Below are 21,336 nucleotides of genomic sequence, written 5' to 3' on the forward strand. Positions count from 1 at the left end.
CTCCGCGGCGCGGGCCGAGCCGAAATGGCCGCCCTCGAGACTGTCGAAGGCGCGCTCGGAGGAGAAGAACCTGAAGCCACGCTCGTCACTCACGACGATGCCGGCGGTCCGGTTGGAAACTTCGATGACATAGGCTTTGGACATGCGTGCTCATTCGCCGCTGCTGCGGCGCTCCCGTCTGATGCATGGTTGAGGTCGGTAATTAGGCGGGAATCAGCAACAGGCTCCGGTCGCCGCCGAGACGCAGCGACGGGTCATGCGCTTGCGCATATCGCCCACCACTTTCCTGTCTCTTGCTCTCATGCGGCAACCCCGAGCAGCACAACCTGCTACATCGAATATCCGGCGAAAGCCCGTGTTGGTCAATGAAATGGCTGTCCAAATTTGCGGCCGTGACGCCGCTGCTCTTCCATGCGCAGGACCGGAAACGAGCAGAACGGTCTCGTCGGCAGACCGGATCGCAACGTCATCGGTCCCCGCCAGGAGAGCAAGAGTGGAAACCAAGCGTTTCGGCGCATGGCCTTGCCAGCCACTGGCCAGTCACTATGTCGCAGTGAAGCCAACTGCCTGCCCGTCCGGGCCGGCCCTCCCCTTTTCTAAAGATTGGAAGCTCGCGGCGCGCTGCGCCAGGCCGTGCCAAACCGGAATATGACAATGACCACATCGCTGGAATTTGGGCTCGATACCTTTGGCGACGTCACCCGTGATGCCGCCGGCGCACCGCTGTCGCATGCGCAGGTGATCCGCAATGTCATTGACGAGGCGGTCCTGGCCGACGAGCTCGGGATCGATTTCATCGGCCTTGGCGAGCACCATCGCGCTGATTTCGCGATCTCCGCGCCCGAAGTGGTGCTGGCGGCGATCGCGGCGCGCACCAGGCGAATCCGGCTCGGCTCCGCCGTGACGGTGCTGAGCTCGGATGATCCGATCCGCGTCTTCCAGCGCTTCGCGACCGTCGATGCGGCCTCGAACGGCCGCGCCGAGGTGATCCTTGGCCGCGGCTCGTTCACCGAGTCCTTTCCCCTGTTCGGCTTCGATCTCAACCAGTACGAGGCACTGTTCGAGGAGAAGCTCGACCTGTTCGTCGAATTGTTGAAGCAGGAGCCGGTGACCTGGCAGGGCAAGCTGCGCGCCCCGCTGAACAACCAGCTCGTGTTTCCACCGATCGAGCATGGCCGGCTGAAAACCTGGATCGGCGTCGGCGGCAGCCCGGAGTCCGTTGTGCGCGCCGCGCGTTACGACCTGCCGCTGATGCTCGCGATCATCGGCGGCGATCCCAAGCGGTTCGCGCCCTATGTCGAACTCTACCACCGCGCCTTCAAGCAGCTCGGCCGCCCGGTCAAGCCGATCGGGGTGCATTCGCCGGGCTATGTCGCCGACAGCGATGAGCAGGCGCGCGAGGAGCTGTTCGCCGACTACAAGGCCATGCGCGACCGCATCGGCAGGGAACGCGGCTGGCCGCCGATGGGCCGCGACGAGTTCGTGCGCGAGGCCGACCACGGATCGCTTTATGTCGGTTCGCCGGAGACGGTCGCACGCAAGATCGCCGCCACCGTCAAGGCGCTCGGCATCGCGCGCTTCCAGCTCAAATACTCGGCCGGCCCGTTGCCGCACGAAAGGCTGATGCGCAGCATCGAGCTCTACGGTCGCAAGGTGGTGCCGCTGGTCCGCGATATGGTGGCTTAAAGCGGGATGATTATTCTTCGAATCATCATCCCGCTCTATCTTTTTGTTTGAGCATGATCTTCTCGGAAAACCGGTATCCACTTTTCCGGATCATGCTCTAGGGATTAAGACTTGGCATAAGGCTGCCGCCGCGGGCCGATCGGACGCCGTAGCCGCGACGACAGCGATGGCGAGCCCGTGCCCGCGTCCGTGGGTTCGGGACGCGACGCACGCAATGAGCGGACCTGCGGTTTTGCTTCCGGCTCCCTGCGTGCCGCGCAATTGCTGAGCGCAGCCGCGACTTCCGAAGTGACAAGCGGCCAATGCACGACGTCGCTGATGCCGGCGGCCACCAAAGTGTCGGCGCCGATCTCCTCGGTCGATCTCGCCGCCAACACGATTGGAAGCTGTGGCGCCGCCGCATGCAGCGCCGCCGCCGCTTCCAGCGACGCCGCCGCCGATCCGAAATAGCCGACGATCGCCGCATCGAACCGGTCGGGCTTGGCGCTGCATGCGGCGCACGCCGCGGCAGCCGTGCCGAATCCAACCGGCTCGTAGCCGATCGCCGCCAGCGTTTCCTCGTCCCGCAGCAATCGCGCCTGATCGCTGGTGACCATCATCACGGTCTCGCCCTTTCCCACCGGCAGCATCGCCGGCTTGATGTCCGAAATCGGCGCGGCCATCGCCACGCAAGGCAGCCAAACCTCGAAGCGGCTGCCCTTGCCGGGAACGCTCTGCACGTTCATCGCCCCGCCATGCTCATGTACGATCTCGCGCACCGTCGCCAGTCCCAATCCGTTTCCGGAGGAACGGGTGGTGAAAAACGGCTCGAAGATCCGCGCCAGTGTCGCATCGTCCATGCCGCGGCCGGCATCCGTGACCACGATACAGACATAGCGGCCCGGCTGAAGCGTGTCGTGACTGAGCGAGCGAAGCTCGGTGATTTCGCGGATATCCATCGCTATTTCGACACGGCCGTGATCGCCGATCGCCTGCGCGGCGTTGTTGCAGAGATTGAGAATCACCTGCTGCAACTGCGCAGGCTCGCCGGACACGATGGCGGTCGCCAGCGGCTCGCGGATCGCGAGATCGACGTTGCCGGGCAGCGAGACATTCAGCAGCGAAACCGCTTCCGTCACGAGGCTATGCGCGCTGAGCGGCCTGCGCCGCGCGTCGCGGTGCCGTCCGAACAGCAGGATCTGCTCGACCAGGTCGCGCGCCCGCTCTGCGCCGCGGCGGATCGCACGGAGATTCTGCGCGAAGCGGTTGTTCTGGCCGAGCTGTTCCTCGATCACTTCGGAATGGCCGAGGATCCCGCCCAGGATGTTGTTGAAGTTATGGGCGATGCCGCTGGTGAACGTACCGATCCGCTCCATGCGGCGGGCCTGCTGTAGGCGCTCCTCGAGGCGCCATCGTTCCCGTTCCATCGCGTGCCGCCCAACGGCGTACATGATGATATCGAGCGCCATGCGCAAAAGACTGAGTTCGACCGTATCCGTGACCCGGCAGGGGCGACCGATCGTATCGAACCCCAGCGCAACGCTGGTGCCCTCCTGGTCGACGCCCGTCACGCAGGCCCATGCACCGAGGCCAACATCCATCAACGCCCTTCTGTCTGCGCCGACCGGCAACGCATTGACGTTTGGGATGTGGACCACGCCATCCACGGTGGGCGCGAACCGAGCCGCAAGTGCCGGCGCGCCTTCCGGCCAGCCGGGTGGAAAGTCCCTGCCCGCCCTCGACCAGCCGTACAGCCGGGGGGTCGCCCCGGACCACACCACATACGTACGGTCGCAGCCGGTGCACAGCATCAAGTCGGCGAGCGCCCGTTCGATCTCGCCATCCAGGTTCTCCGGCAGCACGTCGATGAAGCGCATCGAAATGCCCGCGATCACGTGCTCAAACGTGGCGCGGCGTTCAAGCGCCCTGGCATGCGAACGCACGCGAAGGCCGAGGTGCACCAGGAACGCGACAAGGACCAGCGATGTCACGTAGAGCAGCCAGCGAAACTCCCGCGCCGTGGTTCTCGACTCGTTTTGCCGCACAAGGAGCAGGTTGCGGAGCTGATCCTGCTCGAACCTCGGCTGGATCGCCCGCATCTCCTTCAGCACGCCATCGACCGCGGGCAGCAGGCCCTGGAGCAGCCGTCCATGCGCCAGCAATGGGCCGATGACATCGCCGTCGAACGGGCGTGCCTGATCAGCGAGGCTGTCCAGTCGATCCTTGACCTCGCGCACCGCGCTGTCCGACGTGTCGAGGGTGAGCTGCAGCATCGCCGCCGCGGCGGCGCTGATCGAAGGCCCGAGATCGGCCGCCGTCGCGTGAAGGCTGAAGCGTTCGAAGAACGTCAGCGAATTGTGCAGGAGCGCATTGTCGCTCTTGAATCGTTCGACGAGTTCCTCCTGCCGCGCAAGCGACGCCTCGAGGAGGCCCACCGCCTCGCTCGTATCGGCATCGATCGCCGCTGACTGTCGCAAACGGTCGAGCGATTTGTGCAGCGCATTGATCTCACGGACCAGCGGATCGTAATTGCGCAAGGTGCCGGCACGTGCGGTGAAGACGTCGCGATAGAGCGAGCTGTCCAGCGCCGCAAAACGATCAAGCTCGGCGAGCGCGCGATCGAACTGCTCGGCCTCCGGATTGATCGCGCGCAGCGACAGCCAGGTCAGCAGCAGGACGAGCGCGAATACGATCGCCAGGGCGCGAAGCGGCGTCACGGCGGCGTTCCCTTGACGGGTATGCCACGATAGTTTCCGGTCAGCGTCTGCAGGAACGCGACGAGCGCGGTTACCTGGTCATCCGTCAAGCTGCGGTCGAGCTGCGCTGCCGCCATCTTGCGCACCGCCTCCTCGAGCGTGGCCGCGCTGCCGTCATGAAAATAGGGCGCCGTCGTCGCCACATTGCGCAGGCTCGGCACGCGGACGACATCGGGCTTCGCGTGGACCAGCGGACGGAATATGCCCTGGCGCTGGAACAGATTGCCGCCGACATTGACTCCCTGGTGGCAGGAGATGCAGCCAAACGACTTGAATATCTCGTAACCGCCGAGCTCCGCGGCCGACAATGCGGACGTATCTCCGGCAAGCCAGCGATCAAAACGGCTTCCCGGCGTAATCAGCGATTTCTCAAAGGTCGCCAATGCGTCGAGGACGCACGCGCGGTCCGGCGCGCGGCCATAGGCGGCGCGAAATTGCCGTACGATGTTGGGATCGGCATTCAGCCTGGCGACGACGTCCTCCAGGCTGGTGGCCATATTGGCCGGATTCTCCAGGGACGATTCGGCCTGCGACTCGAGCGTGCGGTAATTGCCTTCCCAGTTCAGGCGGAAGCTGAGCGCCGCGTTGAAGATCGTCAATGTATCAAATGGAGCATTTGAACCGTCATGTCTCACCCTCGCGGAATCGCGGCTGGCGCCATTGGTATTGATGTCATGGCAAGAGGAGCACGCCAGCTTCCCGTCTTTCGACAGACGGGTGTCCGCAAACAACCGCTCTCCGAGGGCAAGCTTGAGCGGATCGGTCGCGGTAGGCTCTGGAATGGGCGTGATCGGTTCCTGATCGGCGATGGGAATTGGGCGCGAGGCGGGAGCGGTCGGAATGGTTTGCGTAGCTGCGCCGGTGGCGATCAGCAGGAGCGCTGCGCAAGCCCATGGCGGCCAGCGGCGCGCGCGCAGCATTTCCGGCATGGCGGACGCCTGCGCAGCCCCAAGATTCGCTCGGCTTCGCCGATATCCGGCCAGCGACCATAACCGCATCATTGCCGACGATTCCCGCGGCTTTCCAGATATGCGATGTTGCTATTCTCGGCGTCGCCGCGGCTCTCGAGGCTTCGCAACTCGATGACGGCAGGCGGATGGTGGCCGCGCAGCTCGTCGGGCTCCAGCACGTAAGGATACATACCTTGCGCATAGGCGGCGCAGCCCTCCAACACCTGGGCAACCGTCCAGGACATCACCGAGAGAATGACGCTGTGGAATGCAACGTCGCTGCAGACGGCGAACGTCCCGACGACTTTCAGCATCAGCCTTGAGGGCCACCACAAGGCATCAGTCGCGGACGGCCTCTCGCTGGCGGGACCTGCGTGCGTCGTCACCGCGCGCATCGGATACCGGCGGACGGCGCTCGTGCGCCGGTCGGCCCGCCATCGGCTGGCGGGCAGTCTCTTCCTGTCCAATTTCATTGACATCTCCCGAGGATTTTTCACCCTCGAGAGACTGCCGCTTGCATGTTGCGACAGCATTCCAGCCCCGGAATTAAGGGCTACCATTGTAATGGAACCCGCTGCGCCTGCGGCCCTGACTGTGAGACGCGTCGAAGCAGGACTTGCGACCATCCGCCGCACGGCGCAATTGGCCATCGTCAGAGCCGCTCGACCGACAGCGCGAACACATAGCCGACGCCGCGCTCGGTCAGGATGACCTTCGGTGTGCTCGGATCGCCTTCCAGCTTTCGGCGCAGACGCAACACCTGCACGTCGATGCTGCGGTCGAAGACATCCTCATGCACGCGGGTGGCCTGCAAAAGCTGCTCGCGCGAGAGCGGCCGTTGCGGCGCGTCTAGGAAGGCAACCAGCAGCGCGTATTCGCCCTTCGTCAGCGCGACCTGCGTGCCGCTCGGATCGGAAAGACGCCGGCTGCGCCGATCGAGTTGCCAGCCGCCGAATCGATAACGGCCTTTCTCCGGATCGCGCGGCGCGGTCTGTCCGGTTTCGCGCCGGCGCAGCACCGCGCGGATCCGCGCCAAGAGCTCCCTCAGGCCAAATGGCTTCGTGATGTAATCGTCGGCGCCGAGCTCCAGGCCGACCAGCGATCGATCTCGTCGCGGCGATGGCCGGTAGTGATGATCACGGGCACGTCGGAGTGTGAACGGATTTCGCGCAGCAGATCGAGACCGTCTTCCTGGCCAAGCCGCAGGTCGAGGATGACGAGATTAGGTTCGCGCGTAACCAAGAGGCCAGTGACCTCGTCCCGCCCCGACGCGGACAGCGCACGAATGTCGTGCTCCTCGAGATAGTTCATCACGAGGTGTCGCATGGTGCGATCGTCCTCAACCACGAGGCAGGTCGGCTGGCCGCGCTCCGCACTCGGGTTCTGATCGGACCGCACGTTCGGATCGGATCCGTTTCCGCCGGCTCCGTTTGCTTCACTACGTTCGGGCCGACCATTACGGTTAGCCGCGGCAATTGCGGCATTCAAATTCATTTGCGTCACTCCCGACGCCCCCTGGCCGCGGGGTATAGAGCACAGTATTGCACGCTACAGCACACATTTCAGCGAGCGCATCCGGCATCAAATATCGTTGAACGCGTCGGTGCCGACGCGGTCCTTCACGATGTTGTGGCCGCATTGAACCGGAGCATGATTCGGCGACACTCAACGCATCGACGCTCTTCGGGCCGTTCTATCTTACAGTCTTAGAATCGTTCAAATCAGCCAAGCCCCATGGTGTGGTTCGCTCCGATTGAGCGAAGCATGTTTCTCTGAAGCCCAGCTTTCCGCTGTCCCACAACTCGAACGGTCCGCGGGCGATTGCGTCGTTCGTCGACGAGCGTTTTAGCCAAAATGCTTCCGCACGAAATCACCGCTCGAATTTTCCAATGACCGTATAATTGACTGTTGCGGCCCGGGCACCCGTAGGTCTTCATGAAAACCTCGCCGGCAATCGAGCATTCGTGAGCGCCACGCTGGCTTGCCGTTTGAATCCGCTTCCTCCTCTCCCTACATGAACGTTTCGGCTCTCTCCAAGAGTAAGCCCCGGTGCCTTGTTTTCGAGGCTTCGGGAGGCTCGGCCGCGCCGTGAAAATGTCGTGAGCACCTTCGGATCCTCGATTGATCGGTGGTGGCGCACGTGGTTGCAGCGACCATCGAGCAGGCGACCTCGCGGGCATCGGCGCTCGCCGAGGCTTCTCTAGTAACGTGGTGATCGCGGTGCACCGCGCGCTTCCGCCTTTGCACCTCTCAGCAGCCGGCCTCCACTGCCATAGTGCGACCTCGGCGCTTCGACCGCATGTGACAGGCTTAGGGGACATTGGGTTTGACGGGGATGCTGAGACGTGTCGGCAGCGCAAACGGTGCGATCAATACCAAAACCGGCAGCGACGTCGACGCCCTGATCGGTACATACAGCGGCAGGCTGATGCCCCGCGATCACCTGCAGACCTTCCAGAACTTCGGCACCACCTTCGACACCCGGATCATTCGCGCCGGCGCACCGGTGCGGTCGTTGATCCATGCCCGTACGACGCTGCCGGAATTCCCCATCATCTCGGGCGGCGTGACCTACGACATCTACGACTATGTCGCGCGCAACCGCATCGCCGGCCTGCTGGTGATGCAGAACGATGAGGTGCTGCTCGAGCATTACGATCTCGGCATCGGTGCAGGCACCAAATGGCTGTCGATGTCGGTCGCGAAATCCGTCAGCACCACGCTGGTCGGCGCCGCGATCCAGGACGGCTACATCGCCGGCGTCGAAGATCCCGTCACCAAATATCTGCCGGAACTCGCCGGCAGCGCCTATGAGGGCGTGACGATCAGGATGCTGATGCAGATGACTTCGGGCCTGCGCTGGGACGACACCCAGACCAATCCAGCCTCCGAGCGGCGTCACATGCTCGAGCTGCAGATCGCCCAGCAACCCGGCGCGATCATGCGCTATATGGCGGAGCGCCCGCGCGTCGCCGCGCCCGGCACGGTCTGGACCTACAGCACCGGCGACACCCATGTGGTCGGCGCGTTGGTGCGTGCCGCCACCGGCAGGTGGCTCAGCGACTATCTCTCCGAAAAGATCTGGTCGAAACTCGGCATGGAAGCCGACGGCGCATGGTGGCTGGAATCGAGGGATGGCCTCGAAATCGCCGGCAGCGGCCTGTTCGCGACCATGCGCGACTATGCGCGCTTCGGCCGCTTCATCCTCGATGACGGCGTCATCGACGGCGTGCGCGTGCTGCCGGAAGGCTGGGTGCGCGAAGCCGGTGCATCACGGCAGATCGGCGGCCAGCGCGTCGACTACGGATACATGTGGTGGCCGACGCCGGCGATCGATGGCTCGCTTGCGGACGGCGCGTTCAGTGCGCGCGGCATCTTCGGCCAGTTCATTTACATCAATCCGAAGCACCGCATCATCTGCGTGGTGCTGAGCGCGCGGCCCAAACCGACCGGTTCCGCCACCGTGCTCGACAATGATTTCTGGAATGCGATGGTCAAGGCCCTGCGCTAGCAGCCTGATGGGTTGATTGGATCAGAACCGGGCTCCAGCTTTTTTCGATGCGTTTTCTTCGCGCCAACCGCTGTCCACTTCGCCCGAAAACGCTATGAACGCCGCGCGTCGCAGCGCCCGCCTAGCCCGCCCTGCTTCGCTGCTTCTGTGCCGCGACACCGAGCTCCGGCCAGTCGGCCGCAATGGCGTTGATCAGCCAGTTGCGATAGCGGCGGATCAGCGGCGAATCCCAACGGTCGGCGCGGGTGATGAAATAATAGATGCCATCGGAATAGGGCTGGAAGCTCGTATCGCCCTTGCCGATCTCCACCAGCCGGCCGGACGCCAATTCATGGGAAACGACCATGTGATTGGAGAGCGTCACGCCACGTCCGTGGATCGCGGCGTCGAGCGTCATATGGCCTTGCCAGAGCCGCGGCCCCCCGAGATCGAGCTCGTCATAGATGCCGTGAGCGGCGAGCCAATGCGCCCAGCCGTCGAAATCCTCTTCGTGCAGCAGACGCTGGCCCAACAGGTCGCGCGGCGTCTCGATCGGCGGCATCGAGGCCAGATAGGCCGGGCTTGCGACCGCGACGATCGGCACGCGCGCGAGCTCGGTGCAGCGCAACCCGGGCGCAAGCTGCAGCGGATTGCCATAGACCGACTCGAAGCGGATATCGATATCGGTCTCGTGCGAGGCGAAATCCGGCCGGCGATCGGTCGGGCGCAATTCGATCTCGAGGTCGCGATTTGCCTTCTCGAACAGCCCGATCTTGCTCGACATCCAGTGCAGTGCAAAACCCGGCGCGCACCAGATCAGGAGCCGGCGGTTGTCGCCACGGCGCATCACGTCGATGGTGGCATTGGCGATGGCATCCATCGCGGCGGCGATCTGTTTGTGATAGCGGACGCCCTCCTCGGTGAGCGAAATGCTCGATGACGTTCGATCGATCAGCTTGATCCCGGTCCAGGCTTCGAGCGTGCGCAAGTGGCGGCTGATCACGGCATGATCGCGCCCGAGGCTCTGTGCCGCGCGCCGCACGCCGCGCAATCGCGCCACCGCATCGAAGGCGCGCAGCGCTTCGAACGGCGGGATCGATTTGCGGGAGGGCGGATTGAGCGCCGGTGCGGGCGCCGATCCCTTGTCGTCATGCATGAATATCGGATTAGTCATCTATTATCTGCATTCGGTTAAGTGGCCGCCCGCCGGGCGGACCTGACGGCACAGGAAAAGAAACGTTTCGCGAAGCAAGACCCATGCCGCAGTTGTACGACCTGCAGGTTCGCGCGGCTGCGGCAATATGACAGCCTATCACGGTGCGCGCTGTGCACCACCATGCCCCTCATTGGCATCTTCCGGCACCTCTCGATCGCGGTACGCTCGGGCTGTCTTACGATGGCACAGCGCCCGCGGCCTGCGCGGCCGGGAGCATGTTGCCGCCTTACGAGGATCACGCCCTGCCCGACCTGTTCCAACGGCCGAGATACCGCGACCCGCTCAATCCCGGAGCCCCGCTGCTGCCGCGCAGCGGCTGGAGCCGGCCGCCGATGCATCGCTGGACCTTCCAGCATATCCGCGAGATGACCCCGACCGCGCAGGTGTGGCGCGGGCCCGGCCCGGTGATGCCCTTGAGCGAAAACAGGCAGGAACTCGGGTCTGTCGCGTTCACCTTCGACGGGCGCGCGCTGACCTTCGACGGCTTCCTCGCCGACACCGCGACCGACGGCATGCTTGTGCTGCATCGCGGCGCGATCGTCTATGAGCGCTACTTCAACGATATGAAGCCGCACAGCCAGCACCTCTCGATGTCGATGGCTAAATCGATGGTCGGGATGGTGGCCGGCATCCTCGTCAGAAGAGGCGTGCTCGATCCGGCCGCGCCGGTTACGCGATATCTTCCGGAACTCGCGCGCACGGCCTATAGCGGCGCCACGCTGCAGCATGTGCTCGACATGACCACCGGCGTGGTGTTCGACGAATCCTACACGACACCAGGCTCGCACATGGTGAAGCTCGGCTATGCCTGCGGCTGGCGCGTGAACGACAATCCCGACTGGCCGCGCACCCTATGGGAATTGATCCTCACGTTGACCGAGCAGGAGCGTCCGCACGGCTCCCTGTTTCAATATCGCTCGATCGAAACCGATGTGCTCGGCTTCGTCCTCGAGCGCGTCACGGCGACACCGCTGTCGGAACTGGTGAGCCGCGAATTGTGGGGCCCGATGGGCGCGCAGGAAGACGGCTACTTCACGGTCGATCACGGCGGCTTCGCGCTCGCCGACGGTGGCTTCTGCGCCAGCTTGCGCGACTATGGCCGCTTCGCCCAGCTCATCATCAATGGCGGGCGCCACGGAGATCGTCAGGTGATCCCGTCCTCCTGGATCGAAGAGACCCGCAACAACGGCAATACCGAACTGTTCCAGGGCTTCTTCCGCGAGACGCTGCCGGTCGGCGCCTATCACAACAAGTGGTGGATCGAGGATCCGAAGGGACGGGCAATGCTGGCACGCGGCATCTTCGGACAGTTGATTTACATCGATCCGGAATCCGAATACGCCTTCGTCAAACTGTCGACCTGGCCCGAAGTCACCAGCGTGCCGCGCGCCCGCGAGGCGATCGCCGCCGCGCATGCGATCCGCCGTGCACTTTGCGGGTAAGCCAGACGTGACACGGGCGCCGCAGATCGGCCGAGGGGCCCTTTCATGATTCGCTTCCTGCTCGGACGACTGCTGCAGGCAGTGCCGACGATGATCATCGTCTCCGTCGCCATCTTCTTCCTGATGCGCCTGATCCCCGGCGATCCCGCCGCGGTGATGCTGGGCGATCTCGCGACGTCAGAGCAAGTCGAGGCGCTGCGCCGCGAGATGGGCCTGTCGGGATCGCTGCCGACACAATACGTCACCTGGCTCAGCCATATCCTGGCCGGCGATTTCGGGAAGTCGATCACCTCGGGCGATCCCGTGCTTCCGTTGATGCTCGACCGCTTCGCGGTCTCTGCCACGATCGTCGTCGCCGCGGTGCTGCTCGCCACGTTGATCGCGGTGCCGGCCGGCATGTTCGCCGCCTGGCGGCAAGGCAGCCTCGCCGACTACGGCCTCGTGGCGGCATCAACGCTATTGCTGTCGATCCCGAGCTTCTGGCTTGGCCTGATGATCCTCCTGGTGTTCGGCATGTGGCTCGAATGGTTCCCGGTGATCGGCTACGTGTCGCTGCATGACGACTTCCGCCAAGGCCTGATGTTCATCTTCATGCCTGCGCTTACGCTGATCCTGGTTGAGATCGGACCGATCGTTCGCATGGCGCGCGCCAGCACCATCGAGGTTTCGCGGCTGGAATACATCACCCATGCCCGCGCCAAGGGGCTGTCCGAGGCGGAGGTGATGTGGCGCCACGCGTTCCGAAATGCCTTCGCGCCGACCTGGACGCTGATCGGCCTGATCCTCGGCGGCCTGCTCGGCGGCATCGCCGTCACCGAGACGGTCTTCACCATTCCCGGCCTCGGCCGGCTGCTGGTCGAGGCGATCTATGCGCGCGACTATCCTGTCGTGCAAGGCTGCATCCTGTTCATCAGCGTGATCTACGTCGTGGTCAATCTGATCGTCGATATGCTGTACCCGCTATTCGATCCCAAGATCGCGCAATGACACGATTCCTTCCCCGGCTCGCGCGCGGACGCGCCAACTTGCTGATCGGTGGCGGCATCGTTGCCGTTCTGATGTTGCTGGCGGTGTTCGGTCCGTCGCTGGCGCCTTACGATCCGCTCAAGCTGCATCTGCGCTCGGTATTGAAGGCGCCATCGGCTGCGCATCTGCTCGGCGCCGACGAGTTCGGCCGCGACGTGCTGAGCCGGCTGATGTACGGCGCCCGCACCACGGGCTGGATTGCGCTGGCGACGGTCGCGCTCGCGATCTTCTTCGGGCTATTGTTCGGCATCATCGCCGGCTTCCTGCGCGGCTGGACCGATCGCGTTCTCATGATCCTCAACGACTCGCTGCTGGCCTTCCCCGGCCTGCTGCTGGCGCTGTTCATCATGGCGATTGCCGGCGCCAGCCGCGAGGCGCTGATCGTCGCGCTGAGCATCGCCTATATGCCCGCCGTGGTGCGTGTCGCCCGCGGCACCGTTCTGTCGGTGCGCGAGCGCGAATATATCGAGGCGTCGCGGGTGATGGGCAACTCGGAACTGGTGACGGTGGTCCGTCACGTGCTGCCGAACTGCATGGCGCCGATCACTGTGCTCGCCACCACGATGTTCGGCTGGGTGATCCTGTCGGAGAGCGCGCTGAGCTTCCTCGGCCTCGGCGTCCCGCCGCCGGCGCCGAGCTGGGGCAACATGCTGGCCTCCGGCCGTCCGTTCATCACGCAGGCGCCGTACCTGATCGTGCTGCCGGGCCTGTGCATCTCGCTGACGCTGCTGGGCATCAACATGCTGGGCGATGCGCTGCGCGACTGGCTCGATCCGAAGATGCAGGCCTGAAATCGATGACGTCACAGTCGAATCCGGAGCAAGCCGTCGTCGCAGCCGACCATCTGACGGTCACCGTCGGGCCTGGCGGCACCAGGATCGTCGACGATGCGAGCTTTGCGATCATGCCGGGGAGCATGCTGGCGCTGGTCGGCGAATCCGGCTCCGGCAAGACCATGGCCGCGCGCGCCGTGCTCGGGCTATTGCCGACACCGCTGATCGCAGCACCCGGCAGCAGCATCAAGTTCCGTCATACCGAACTGGTCGGCATTTCGCCTCCTGCATTGCGCAAGATCCGCGGCGAACATATCGGCATGGTGTTTCAGGAACCGATGGTTTCGCTCAATCCGTCGATGACGATCGGCCGGCAGATGGCCGAAGGGCTCGCGCTGCACCACCGTCGTCTCGGCCGCAACGAGATCCGCGAGCGCTGCCTGGAGATGCTGAAGCGCGTCAGCATTCCGAATCCGGTGCATTGCCTCGGCGCCTATCCGCACGAATTCTCCGGCGGCATGCGCCAGCGCATCATGCTGGCGTCGGTGATGCTGCTGAAGCCGGATCTTTTGATCGCCGACGAGCCGACAACCGCACTGGATACGCTGGTTCAGCGCGACGTGCTCGACCTCATGGTGGAGCTGACGCAAGAAAACGGCACCGCGGTGCTTCTGATCAGCCATGATCTCGGCATGGTCTCGCATTACGTGCGCGATGTGGCTGTCATGCTCAAGGGCAGGATCGTTGAACAGGGCCGCAGCGCGGACGTGCTGTCCACGCCGAAGCACGAGTATACGCAGCGGCTGGTCGACGCACTGCCGCGGCGGAGCGCCGGCGGCATCCGCCTTGCACGCGACGCCAAACCGTTGGTGGAGCTGCGCGACGTCGTGATCGACTATCCCGGCCGCGCGCGACTGTTCGGCCGCGGTGAGGCGAAGCGCGCCGTTGACGGCGTCAATCTCACAATCGGACATGGCGAGACGCTGGCACTGGTCGGCGGTTCCGGCTCCGGCAAGACCACGCTCGGCCGCGCCACCGTTGGCCTCATCGACCCGACGGCCGGTAGCATCTCGTTCCGCGGCGGACAGATCGTGACCTGGCGCGGCCGCGCCGCGCGGCTGCAGCGCGAGGAGATGCAGATCATCTTCCAGGATCCGTATTCCTCGCTCGATCCGCGGCAGCGCGTCGGCGATATCGTGGCCGAACCGCTGCGGCTCGACACCACGATGGACCGCAAGGCTCGCTACATCAGGGTGCGCGAGGTGCTTGACGAGGTCGGCCTGTCCGCGGATTTTCTGCGGCGCCTGCCGCACCAGCTCTCGGGCGGCCAGCGTCAGCGCGTGGCCATCGCCCGCGCCATTGCCAGACGTCCCGCCTTCGTCGTCGCCGATGAGCCGGTGTCCGCGCTCGACATGACCGTGCAGAAGCAAATCCTGACGCTGATCCGAGCGCTGCAGGACCGCTACGGATTCGCCTGCCTGTTCGTCTCGCACGATCTCGGCGCGGTCGAGCAGGTCGCGGATCGCGTCGCGGTGATGCAGAACGGCAAGATCGTCGAAGTCGGCAGCCGGGACGACATCTTCGATCGCCCTCAGCACGACTACACGAAGCGCCTGCTCAATGCGGCCATGCTGCTGGACCGCAGGTTCGACGGCGTGGCTGCGGCATCAGCAATCTAACCGACACCCAATCGCAAAAGAAAAGCCCGGCGCCGCCGCAAGGCACCGGGCTTTCGGCCCGCCGTATCGGGGAGACGTTACGGCTTCTTCCACACGCCCCAGGCGCGCGGCTTCTCGAGCGGCCAGGACTCGTAGTTGACGAGCTTGGGCGAGACCGCCTCGATCACGGGATAGTAGTAGAGCCCGAGCATCGGCACGTCGTCCGCCATCCTGGCATGGAGCTGCTTCAACAGGCTCTTGCGCTCATCGAAATCCGCCGTCGCCAACGCCTTGAAGTAGAGCGCCTGCGCGTCCGGACTGTCCCACTGCGACGTAGCCGTGACCGATTTCCTGCCGATCAGCGAGCCATAGATGATCATCGGGTCGGCGCGCGAGGAATAGCCGAACGACTGCAACTGGAACTTGCCGCTCATGTAATTGTCGAGCTGGGCCGCCCAGTCGATGACGTCGAGCTGCACGTTGAAGCCCGCCGCCACCAGCATCGCCTGCACCATGACGGCGTTGTCATACATGCCGATATAGCGCTTGTTGGCCTGCAGCTTGATCGGCTCGCCCTTGTAGCCGGCCTCGGCCAGCAGCTTCTTGGCCTTGGCGGGATCGTAGGCAGGCCAGGTCTGGAAGGACTTGTCGAAATAGGCGCTCGACTCCGGCACGCCGGAAGGATTGAACTCGGTGAGACCTGCGAGCTTGGTCTCGGCCATCTCCTTGAAGTCGATCGCGTGGGCCAGAGCGCGGCGGATCTTCACATTGGAGAGCAGCGGATCGTTGGTCTGGACCAGGATGGCCGAGAGCGAAAGTCCGGGCGCCGTCTTGACGACCGCACCGCGCTTCTTCATGTCCTCCATGTGCGAGACCTGCAGATAGGTCACGACATCGACCTGCCCCGCGATCAACGCGGTTTCGGCAGCCGTCTTGTCCGGGATGACGACGAAGCGCACCTCATCAAGGTAGGTGGTGCGGTCACCGCTATAGCCGTCGCGCTTTGCTTTGAGCGGCACGTAATTGGCGAAGCGCTCGAGCGAGACATACTGCTCCTTGCGCCACTCCTTGAGCTGGAACGGACCGCTGCCGATCGCCGAACCGGCAATCCAGTTGCCGTCGGCATCGACATTTTTCGGGCTCGCAATCCAGAAGTTGCAGACGATGTCGGCGAGGCGGATAAGGAACAGGGTGTTGGGCTTGTCGAGATTGAACACCACGGTGCGGTCATCCGGCGCCTCGACCGAGTCCACCTTCAGCCCGCGCGAACCGTCGAAACTGGCATTGCAGAGCCATGGCGTGCCGGTCTTGGCCGCGCCCATGCGGCGTTCCCACAGCCATTTGACGTCGGAGGCCAGCACCTTGTCACCGTTGTGATAGGTCGCGCCTTCCTTGAGCTTGAACGTGTACGACTTGCCGTCCGGCGACACCTGCCAGCTTTCGGCGGCCGCAGGTCCGATCGTCATGTCGTCCTTGTGCGCGACCAGTTGCTCATAGATGTGGTTCAGGACCAGATCCGTGATGTTGTCGCTGCGGCTGGCGTCGAGGCTGCGGATATCGGCCGTCAGGACCACGCGCATGGTGCCGCCGCGGATCGGCTCCTCGGCAGCGGCCGCCCCACCAAAAGTGAACGCTGCAAGCAGGGCGGCAAGGGCAGTTCTCTTCCTCATGCGGTTCTCCAAATCACGTTGCAACAATCATAACAGGCGGAAATGACGCACCATCTCCTCGAGTGCGTCAGCCAGCTTCTCGGCAAGCTCGTCGATTTCGGCATGGGTGATGACCAGCGATGGGCTCAGCACGATGGATTGGCCAACGGCGCGGACGATGAGGCCGCGGGCATAGCAGGCCTCGCGGCAGAAGATGCCGGCGCCTTCTTCGACCGTGAATGGTTCCCGTGTCGCCTTGTTCTTGATCAGTTGCAAGGCCGCCAGCGCGCCGATACCGCGTTTCTCGCCGACGATCGGGCTGTCGGTGAGCCTCGCCAAGGTCTCGTGAAGATAGGGGCCGATGTCCTCGCGGACCCGATCGACCAGGCCTTCGCGGGCGATGATGTCGATATTCGCAAGCGCCACCGCGCTGGCGACGGGATGGCCGGAATAGGTGTAGCCGTGCGCGAGATGCCCGCCGCCGCTGATGGTCTCGAACACGCGACGGTTCATCGCGACCGCGGCGATCGGCAGATAGCCCGACGACAGTCCCTTGGCCATCGTCATCACGTCCGGCGTGATGCCGAAGGTCTGCGCTCCGAACCAGGAGCCGGTGCGCCCGAAGCCGCAGATCACCTCATCGGCGACCAGCAGCACATCGTATTTGCGGCAAATCCACTGGATTTCCGGCCAATAGGTCGATGGCGGGTCGATCACGCCACCTGCACCCTGCACCGGCTCTCCGATGAAGGCCGCGACATTCTCTGGGCCGAGCTCGAGGATGCGCTGCTCCAGGGCCTGCGCCGCCTGCAAACCGAATTCGTCCTTTCCCAGGGTGCCGCCGAGGCCGTACCAGTGCGGATGCACGATATGCGCGAAATCCGGCAGCGTGCCACCATCCATGGCGTGCATATGCGGCAGTCCGCACAGGCTGGCGGCGGCCAGCGTGCTGCCATGATAGGCCATCGTCCGGCTGATGAAGATGCGCTTGCGGGGAGCGCCCTGCAGCTTCCAGAAATAGCGCACCATGCGGACGACGGTATCGTTGGCTTCGGAGCCGGAGCTGGTGAAGAGAAAATGATCGAGCCCCTCAGGGGTCAGCGTCGACAGCCGATGCGCGAGCGCCGTCATGGCCGGCGTCGTGCTCTGGAAATGGTTGCTGTAGAATGGCAGCTCGGCCATCTGCCGGGTTACGGCATCGATCAGCTCCTGCCGGCCGTAACCGACATTCACGCACCACAGGCCGGCCATGCCGTCCAGGAAGCGGCGGCCGTCGCTGTCCCAGATCTGACAGCCTTCGCCACGCACCACGACACGGGTCTTGCCGCTGGCGATCAGCGCGGGATCGGTGAAGGAATGGACGTGATGCGCCCCATCGAGGGCCTGCCAATCGTCGGTCGTTCCTGTATCCAGCATTTTTCTCTCCGACGCCGCCGGCGGAGCCAAACTGGGCGGCATCATCGGGCTCGATCATTCAACCGCTGATGCAGATGCGGGAGATGCCAAAATGAGTGGCGCTGGTGACCAACAGGCACCAGACGGCAAAGCCGCGGGGTGCACGGCCGCGATCGATGCCGCAACGATCGCGGCGTTTGCGATATCTCGGAAGTAGCGTTCAACGTCCCGATAGGTCGAACGATGCGCTCGTGATTGCGGCGGCGGCGTCGCGCGTTTTGCTAAAATGCTTCCGTATGACATCGCCGCTCGAATTTTCGAATTGCCGTATTGCAATTGATGACCGGGACGATGACGTCCGTCAGATCTTCGTGAAGACCCTGCCGATTACGTACTCGTTACTTCTGATGATCCATACCAATGTATGACACCATCAACAGGCAAAGCGGTCCATATTGTTAGCCATCCGATAGTCGACGCCAGTCGAGCTTGAGATTTCAGGAGGCCAGATATGTCGTGCCATCCCGCCCTGCTCCTCCGAGAGCGATCCGTATCGATGTCTGCTGCCGAACTTCTGGATAACCGTTCGCCAAGTGCAGCACGGCCGGATACTCCGGTCATTGGCATCGATCTCAAGCATCTCGGCGTTTCTGTACGCGTTGTGCCGAATGCAGGAGCGCCTGAGACCGAGCGCGCTCTGCATATCGCGGCAGTGGGAGGGGATGTGGAGGCGTCACCGAGCTTCGACAGTCTCCTTGGCAAGGCAATCCGGGAGATCCCGGAAGCGCAAATGGACCAGGATCCCGTGGTGCGCAGGCTCTCCGAGGCGCTCGCCGCGGCGGAGCGGGATCAGTCAGAGTTCGGAGGAATCTACGCGGACGCCATCAGGCTCGTCACGGTGGCGAGGATGATCAGCGCCGATACGAAACCGGCCTCGCCTGCGCAGACCCATCAGGACGGCGGGTTGTCAAAGTGGCGCCTCAAGCGCGTCGTCGAGTACGTGGCCGCGCATCTCGATGAGAAAGTGACGTTGGCAGACATGGCCGGGGCAGCCCGGCTGAGCCGGATGCATTTTGCCGCGCTGTTCTTCCGCGCAACCGGACTGACGCCGCATCAATATCTGCTGAAGCAGCGTGTCTCGGCTGCGCAGGACATGCTGCGAACGACCGACAAGTCGATCGTCGACATCGCACTGAGCGTCGGGTTCAGCACCCAGGCGCACTTCACCACCGTCTTCAAGCGTATCGTAGGACAAACACCCTTGAAGTGGAGGGAAGGCAGGCCGGCAGAGCCGCTGCTGCCGTCATACAGGAGAATCGGCGCGGACGAGCGAACCGTCGAGGGACCTCGGCCGATCTGACGAGCCCGTGGCGATGGTGCCGACCTGTAGGGTGGGCAAAGCGAAGCGTGCCCACCGTCTAGTGCTTTGCTCGTGGTGGTGGGCACGCTTCGCTTTGCCCACCCTACGCATTTTCGGTGCCGGCCTCTCGATTGCATGACGCCATGGCCAAGCAGCCGCATCGTGCACGAAAAAATCCATAGCCACGACAGCGCCGCGCAATCTTGGCCGCGCGTCGCTGCTGACCTGCCCTTTCATCGCATCTCTGGAATAGAAATAGCCAAGCCGCGGCGCCTGGACATTAAACCTTGGTGTTAACTGGGTACGACCTGCGCATGTCGCGAGCACCGCACGACTTAACCAACCAGTATAATCGACGATATCCCGCGCCCTTCGTAAAACACTGCATCGAAGCATTGCAGTGACCCGGTGATCGGGAGCGTGGAAGCCATGAACCGTCGATTGAAAAACTTCATTATCAGGCGCCTCGTGGTTATCCTGGTCTCGTGGCTGCCCGCATCGTCTCACTCGTTTGGAATCGAAAGGACGGATGACGCTGCCCTGCGCCACATCCGTCAAGCTCCCCTGAATTCACTGGCAAGCCGAAGCAGTTTGGTTTCCCTGGAATCAGGGCGCTGCTCGAAGGCGATCCTGCAACGGCAATATGATCGCGTCGTCAGCAGAAGACCGGATGCGGCACAGGTTCGCATCGCTTAGACTAGAGCAGTGAAAGATGCCCGCTGATCGAAGACGACGATGGGGCGATATCTCAGGTACCTACTTCAAGGCCAAAGTCGTGCGATAGAATACGCGTTTTCTTCACGCGAACCGGTGTCCACCCTCGGATCAAGTCCGAGGGCATGCTTTGCTCGAAAACGCTCTAGCTAATCCCGGGCGGGCTGCTGACCCGCCAACGCCTGCCGAACGCCAAGCAAATCGGCCATGCGCACGAGCTCGGCGAGCGATTTGGCCTGCATCTTGCGCATCATGTTGCCGCGGTGAATTTTCACCGTGATCTCGCTCAGCGACAGACGCCAGGCGACCTGCTTGTTCATCAGTCCTGCCGTGACAAGACCCATGACTTCCCGTTCCCGGGGCGTAAGAGAATCGTAACGCAGCCGGATGTCTTCGTCCCGCCGCGCTTCCGCGCGCCGCCGCTGATCGCGGGAGACGGCCTCTTCGACGGCCGCGAGAAGCGCCTCCTCTTCGAACGGCTTGGGAAGGAAATTGACCGCGCCGGCCTTCATGGCGCGGACGGTCATTGGTATGTCGCCGTATCCGCTGATCAGGATCACCGGAATGGAGGCATCGCTCTCAACCAGTTCCTCCTGAAACTCGAGCCCGTCGGCTTCTCCCAACCGGATATCCAGGATCAGGCAGGACGCGGAGTTGATGGCATCGGATGCCAGGAACTCGCTGGGCCCCGCGAACGTCTCGACGGAGTAGCCAACGGCACGCAGCAGGCTGCTGAGCGAATTGCGCACGTCGGTGTCGTCGTCGACGACGCAAATGAGGGCGGTGCTGATCGAGCTCTGTGATGCACTCATGCTGTCCAGGACCGGGTCATTGGAATGTCGGGGGAGGTCCTTGCGAAGGGTCGCCCAGGATTGCTTCCACATCGTGGAGCAGAATCTCGGGATCGACGGGCTTGTCAACGAAAGCCGCGGCTCCGAGGCTCTTTGCCTCGGCGCGCGCTTCCGGCGTCGAATAGGCCGTCATGACGATCACGGGGACGCCTACTCCCCGGCGCCGCAGTTCCCGGTGCAGGCCGAGACCATCCATCCCCGGCATGTGCAAATCGGTGATGACGCAATCGACGTTCGCGACCGAGGACGACTCCAGGAAGTTCTCGGCCGCGCCAAAACTCTCCACGCGCAGGCCTACCGAGCGAAAAAAGCTCGATATGCTTTCCCGCACGTCGTCGTCATCGTCAACGATGCAGATCGTGGATCCTTGTGGCACTAGACAGCTCCTCCC

Annotated in this window: 16 protein-coding genes and 1 pseudogene; 8 read left to right on the top strand and 9 right to left on the bottom strand. The window is 63.6% G+C overall.

Annotated elements, in window-relative coordinates:
• The first annotated feature begins 654 nt into the window (after positions 1-654).
• Positions 655-1,686, top strand: coding sequence for an LLM class flavin-dependent oxidoreductase (locus CWO89_RS07410; RefSeq protein WP_130577978.1), 1,032 nt, complete (start codon positions 655-657; stop codon positions 1,684-1,686).
• Positions 1,687-1,790: 104 nt separating this feature from the next.
• Here the strand turns inward: CWO89_RS07410 and CWO89_RS07415 are convergent, their stop codons facing one another.
• The 4 genes and pseudogenes from CWO89_RS07415 to CWO89_RS07430 all read right to left on the bottom strand — a co-directional run bounded on the left by CWO89_RS07415 (position 1,791) and on the right by CWO89_RS07430 (position 6,697).
• Positions 1,791-4,382 carry a two-component system VirA-like sensor kinase gene (locus CWO89_RS07415; RefSeq protein ID WP_130577979.1) on the bottom strand — a complete coding sequence of 864 codons (2,592 nt, stop codon included), beginning with the start codon at positions 4,380-4,382 and terminating at the stop codon, positions 1,791-1,793.
• Positions 4,379-5,350 carry a cytochrome-c peroxidase gene (locus CWO89_RS07420; RefSeq protein ID WP_130577980.1) on the bottom strand — a complete coding sequence of 324 codons (972 nt, stop codon included), beginning with the start codon at positions 5,348-5,350 and terminating at the stop codon, positions 4,379-4,381. Before CWO89_RS07420 ends, CWO89_RS07415 begins: the two co-directional genes overlap by 4 nt.
• Positions 5,351-5,418: 68 nt before the next feature.
• Positions 5,419-5,844 (bottom strand): hypothetical protein, encoded by a 426-nt coding sequence (locus CWO89_RS07425; protein WP_130577981.1) that lies wholly within the window; start codon positions 5,842-5,844, stop codon positions 5,419-5,421.
• A gap of 179 nt (positions 5,845-6,023) precedes the next feature.
• A pseudogene (locus CWO89_RS07430) lies at positions 6,024-6,697 on the bottom strand (winged helix-turn-helix domain-containing protein).
• A gap of 1,009 nt (positions 6,698-7,706) precedes the next feature.
• Between CWO89_RS07430 and CWO89_RS07435 the strand changes: the two are divergent.
• Entirely contained in the window at positions 7,707-8,882 is a 1,176-nt protein-coding gene (locus CWO89_RS07435; RefSeq protein WP_130577982.1) for a serine hydrolase domain-containing protein, read from the top strand.
• Positions 8,883-9,003: 121 nt separating this feature from the next.
• Here CWO89_RS07435 and CWO89_RS07440 read toward each other — a convergent pair whose 3' ends face one another.
• Positions 9,004-10,035 (bottom strand): LysR substrate-binding domain-containing protein, encoded by a 1,032-nt coding sequence (locus CWO89_RS07440; RefSeq protein WP_207234421.1) that lies wholly within the window; start codon positions 10,033-10,035, stop codon positions 9,004-9,006.
• Positions 10,036-10,292: 257 nt separating this feature from the next.
• Between CWO89_RS07440 and CWO89_RS07445 the strand changes: the two genes are divergently transcribed.
• The 4 genes from CWO89_RS07445 to CWO89_RS07460 are packed head-to-tail and all read left to right on the top strand — an operon-like array spanning position 10,293 to position 14,997.
• Entirely contained in the window at positions 10,293-11,519 is a 1,227-nt protein-coding gene (locus CWO89_RS07445) for a serine hydrolase domain-containing protein (RefSeq protein WP_130577983.1), read from the top strand.
• A 45-nt stretch (positions 11,520-11,564) separates the two neighbouring features.
• A complete protein-coding gene (locus CWO89_RS07450) occupies positions 11,565-12,506 on the top strand; it encodes an ABC transporter permease (protein ID WP_130577984.1) in 942 nt (313 codons plus the stop codon).
• A complete protein-coding gene (locus CWO89_RS07455) occupies positions 12,503-13,336 on the top strand; it encodes an ABC transporter permease (RefSeq protein ID WP_130577985.1) in 834 nt (277 codons plus the stop codon). The genes CWO89_RS07450 and CWO89_RS07455 overlap by 4 nt, the downstream gene beginning before the upstream one ends.
• A gap of 5 nt (positions 13,337-13,341) precedes the next feature.
• The gene (locus CWO89_RS07460) at positions 13,342-14,997 is read left to right on the top strand and encodes a dipeptide ABC transporter ATP-binding protein (protein WP_130577986.1); all 1,656 of its coding nucleotides are present in this window, start codon (positions 13,342-13,344) and stop codon (positions 14,995-14,997) included.
• A 77-nt stretch (positions 14,998-15,074) separates the two neighbouring features.
• On the opposite strand, the gene CWO89_RS07465 is transcribed toward CWO89_RS07460, so the two are convergent.
• Positions 15,075-16,646 (bottom strand): ABC transporter substrate-binding protein, encoded by a 1,572-nt coding sequence (locus CWO89_RS07465; protein WP_130577987.1) that lies wholly within the window; start codon positions 16,644-16,646, stop codon positions 15,075-15,077.
• A gap of 27 nt (positions 16,647-16,673) precedes the next feature.
• Complete coding sequence (locus tag CWO89_RS07470; protein ID WP_130577988.1) at positions 16,674-18,041, bottom strand: aminotransferase; 1,368 nt, start codon at positions 18,039-18,041, stop codon at positions 16,674-16,676.
• 535 nt (positions 18,042-18,576) lie between these two features.
• Here CWO89_RS07470 and CWO89_RS07475 point away from each other — a divergent pair.
• Together CWO89_RS07475 and CWO89_RS46860 are read left to right on the top strand one after the other, a co-directional pair.
• Entirely contained in the window at positions 18,577-19,380 is an 804-nt protein-coding gene (locus CWO89_RS07475; RefSeq protein WP_245475800.1) for a helix-turn-helix domain-containing protein, read from the top strand.
• A 420-nt stretch (positions 19,381-19,800) separates the two neighbouring features.
• Positions 19,801-20,076, top strand: a complete 276-nt coding sequence (locus CWO89_RS46860; protein ID WP_130577990.1) for a hypothetical protein — start codon at positions 19,801-19,803, stop codon at positions 20,074-20,076.
• Between the two features lie 167 nt (positions 20,077-20,243).
• On the opposite strand, the gene CWO89_RS07485 is transcribed toward CWO89_RS46860, so the two are convergent.
• Together CWO89_RS07485 and CWO89_RS07490 are read right to left on the bottom strand one after the other, a co-directional pair.
• Entirely contained in the window at positions 20,244-20,906 is a 663-nt protein-coding gene (locus tag CWO89_RS07485; protein ID WP_130577991.1) for a response regulator transcription factor, read from the bottom strand.
• 16 nt (positions 20,907-20,922) lie between these two features.
• Complete coding sequence (locus CWO89_RS07490; RefSeq protein WP_207234422.1) at positions 20,923-21,321, bottom strand: response regulator transcription factor; 399 nt, start codon at positions 21,319-21,321, stop codon at positions 20,923-20,925.
• Between the last annotated feature and the right edge of the window lie 15 nt (positions 21,322-21,336).

Origin of the sequence: Bradyrhizobium sp. Leo170 (genome assembly GCF_004296405.1) — a bacterium.
Classification (GTDB): domain Bacteria; phylum Pseudomonadota; class Alphaproteobacteria; order Rhizobiales; family Xanthobacteraceae; genus Bradyrhizobium.

Coding starts and splice junctions, on each gene's coding strand:
- CWO89_RS07410 (WP_130577978.1), top strand. CDS start 655: ATGACCACATCGCTGGAATTTGGGCTCGATACCTTTGGCGACGTCACC.
- CWO89_RS07420 (WP_130577980.1), bottom strand. CDS start 5,350: ATGCCGGAAATGCTGCGCGCGCGCCGCTGGCCGCCATGGGCTTGCGCA.
- CWO89_RS07425 (WP_130577981.1), bottom strand. CDS start 5,844: ATGAAATTGGACAGGAAGAGACTGCCCGCCAGCCGATGGCGGGCCGAC.
- CWO89_RS07435 (WP_130577982.1), top strand. CDS start 7,707: ATGCTGAGACGTGTCGGCAGCGCAAACGGTGCGATCAATACCAAAACC.
- CWO89_RS07440 (WP_207234421.1), bottom strand. CDS start 10,035: ATGACTAATCCGATATTCATGCATGACGACAAGGGATCGGCGCCCGCA.
- CWO89_RS07445 (WP_130577983.1), top strand. CDS start 10,293: ATGTTGCCGCCTTACGAGGATCACGCCCTGCCCGACCTGTTCCAACGG.
- CWO89_RS07450 (WP_130577984.1), top strand. CDS start 11,565: ATGATTCGCTTCCTGCTCGGACGACTGCTGCAGGCAGTGCCGACGATG.
- CWO89_RS07455 (WP_130577985.1), top strand. CDS start 12,503: ATGACACGATTCCTTCCCCGGCTCGCGCGCGGACGCGCCAACTTGCTG.
- CWO89_RS07460 (WP_130577986.1), top strand. CDS start 13,342: ATGACGTCACAGTCGAATCCGGAGCAAGCCGTCGTCGCAGCCGACCAT.
- CWO89_RS07465 (WP_130577987.1), bottom strand. CDS start 16,646: ATGAGGAAGAGAACTGCCCTTGCCGCCCTGCTTGCAGCGTTCACTTTT.
- CWO89_RS07470 (WP_130577988.1), bottom strand. CDS start 18,041: ATGCTGGATACAGGAACGACCGACGATTGGCAGGCCCTCGATGGGGCG.
- CWO89_RS07475 (WP_245475800.1), top strand. CDS start 18,577: ATGTCTGCTGCCGAACTTCTGGATAACCGTTCGCCAAGTGCAGCACGG.
- CWO89_RS07485 (WP_130577991.1), bottom strand. CDS start 20,906: ATGAGTGCATCACAGAGCTCGATCAGCACCGCCCTCATTTGCGTCGTC.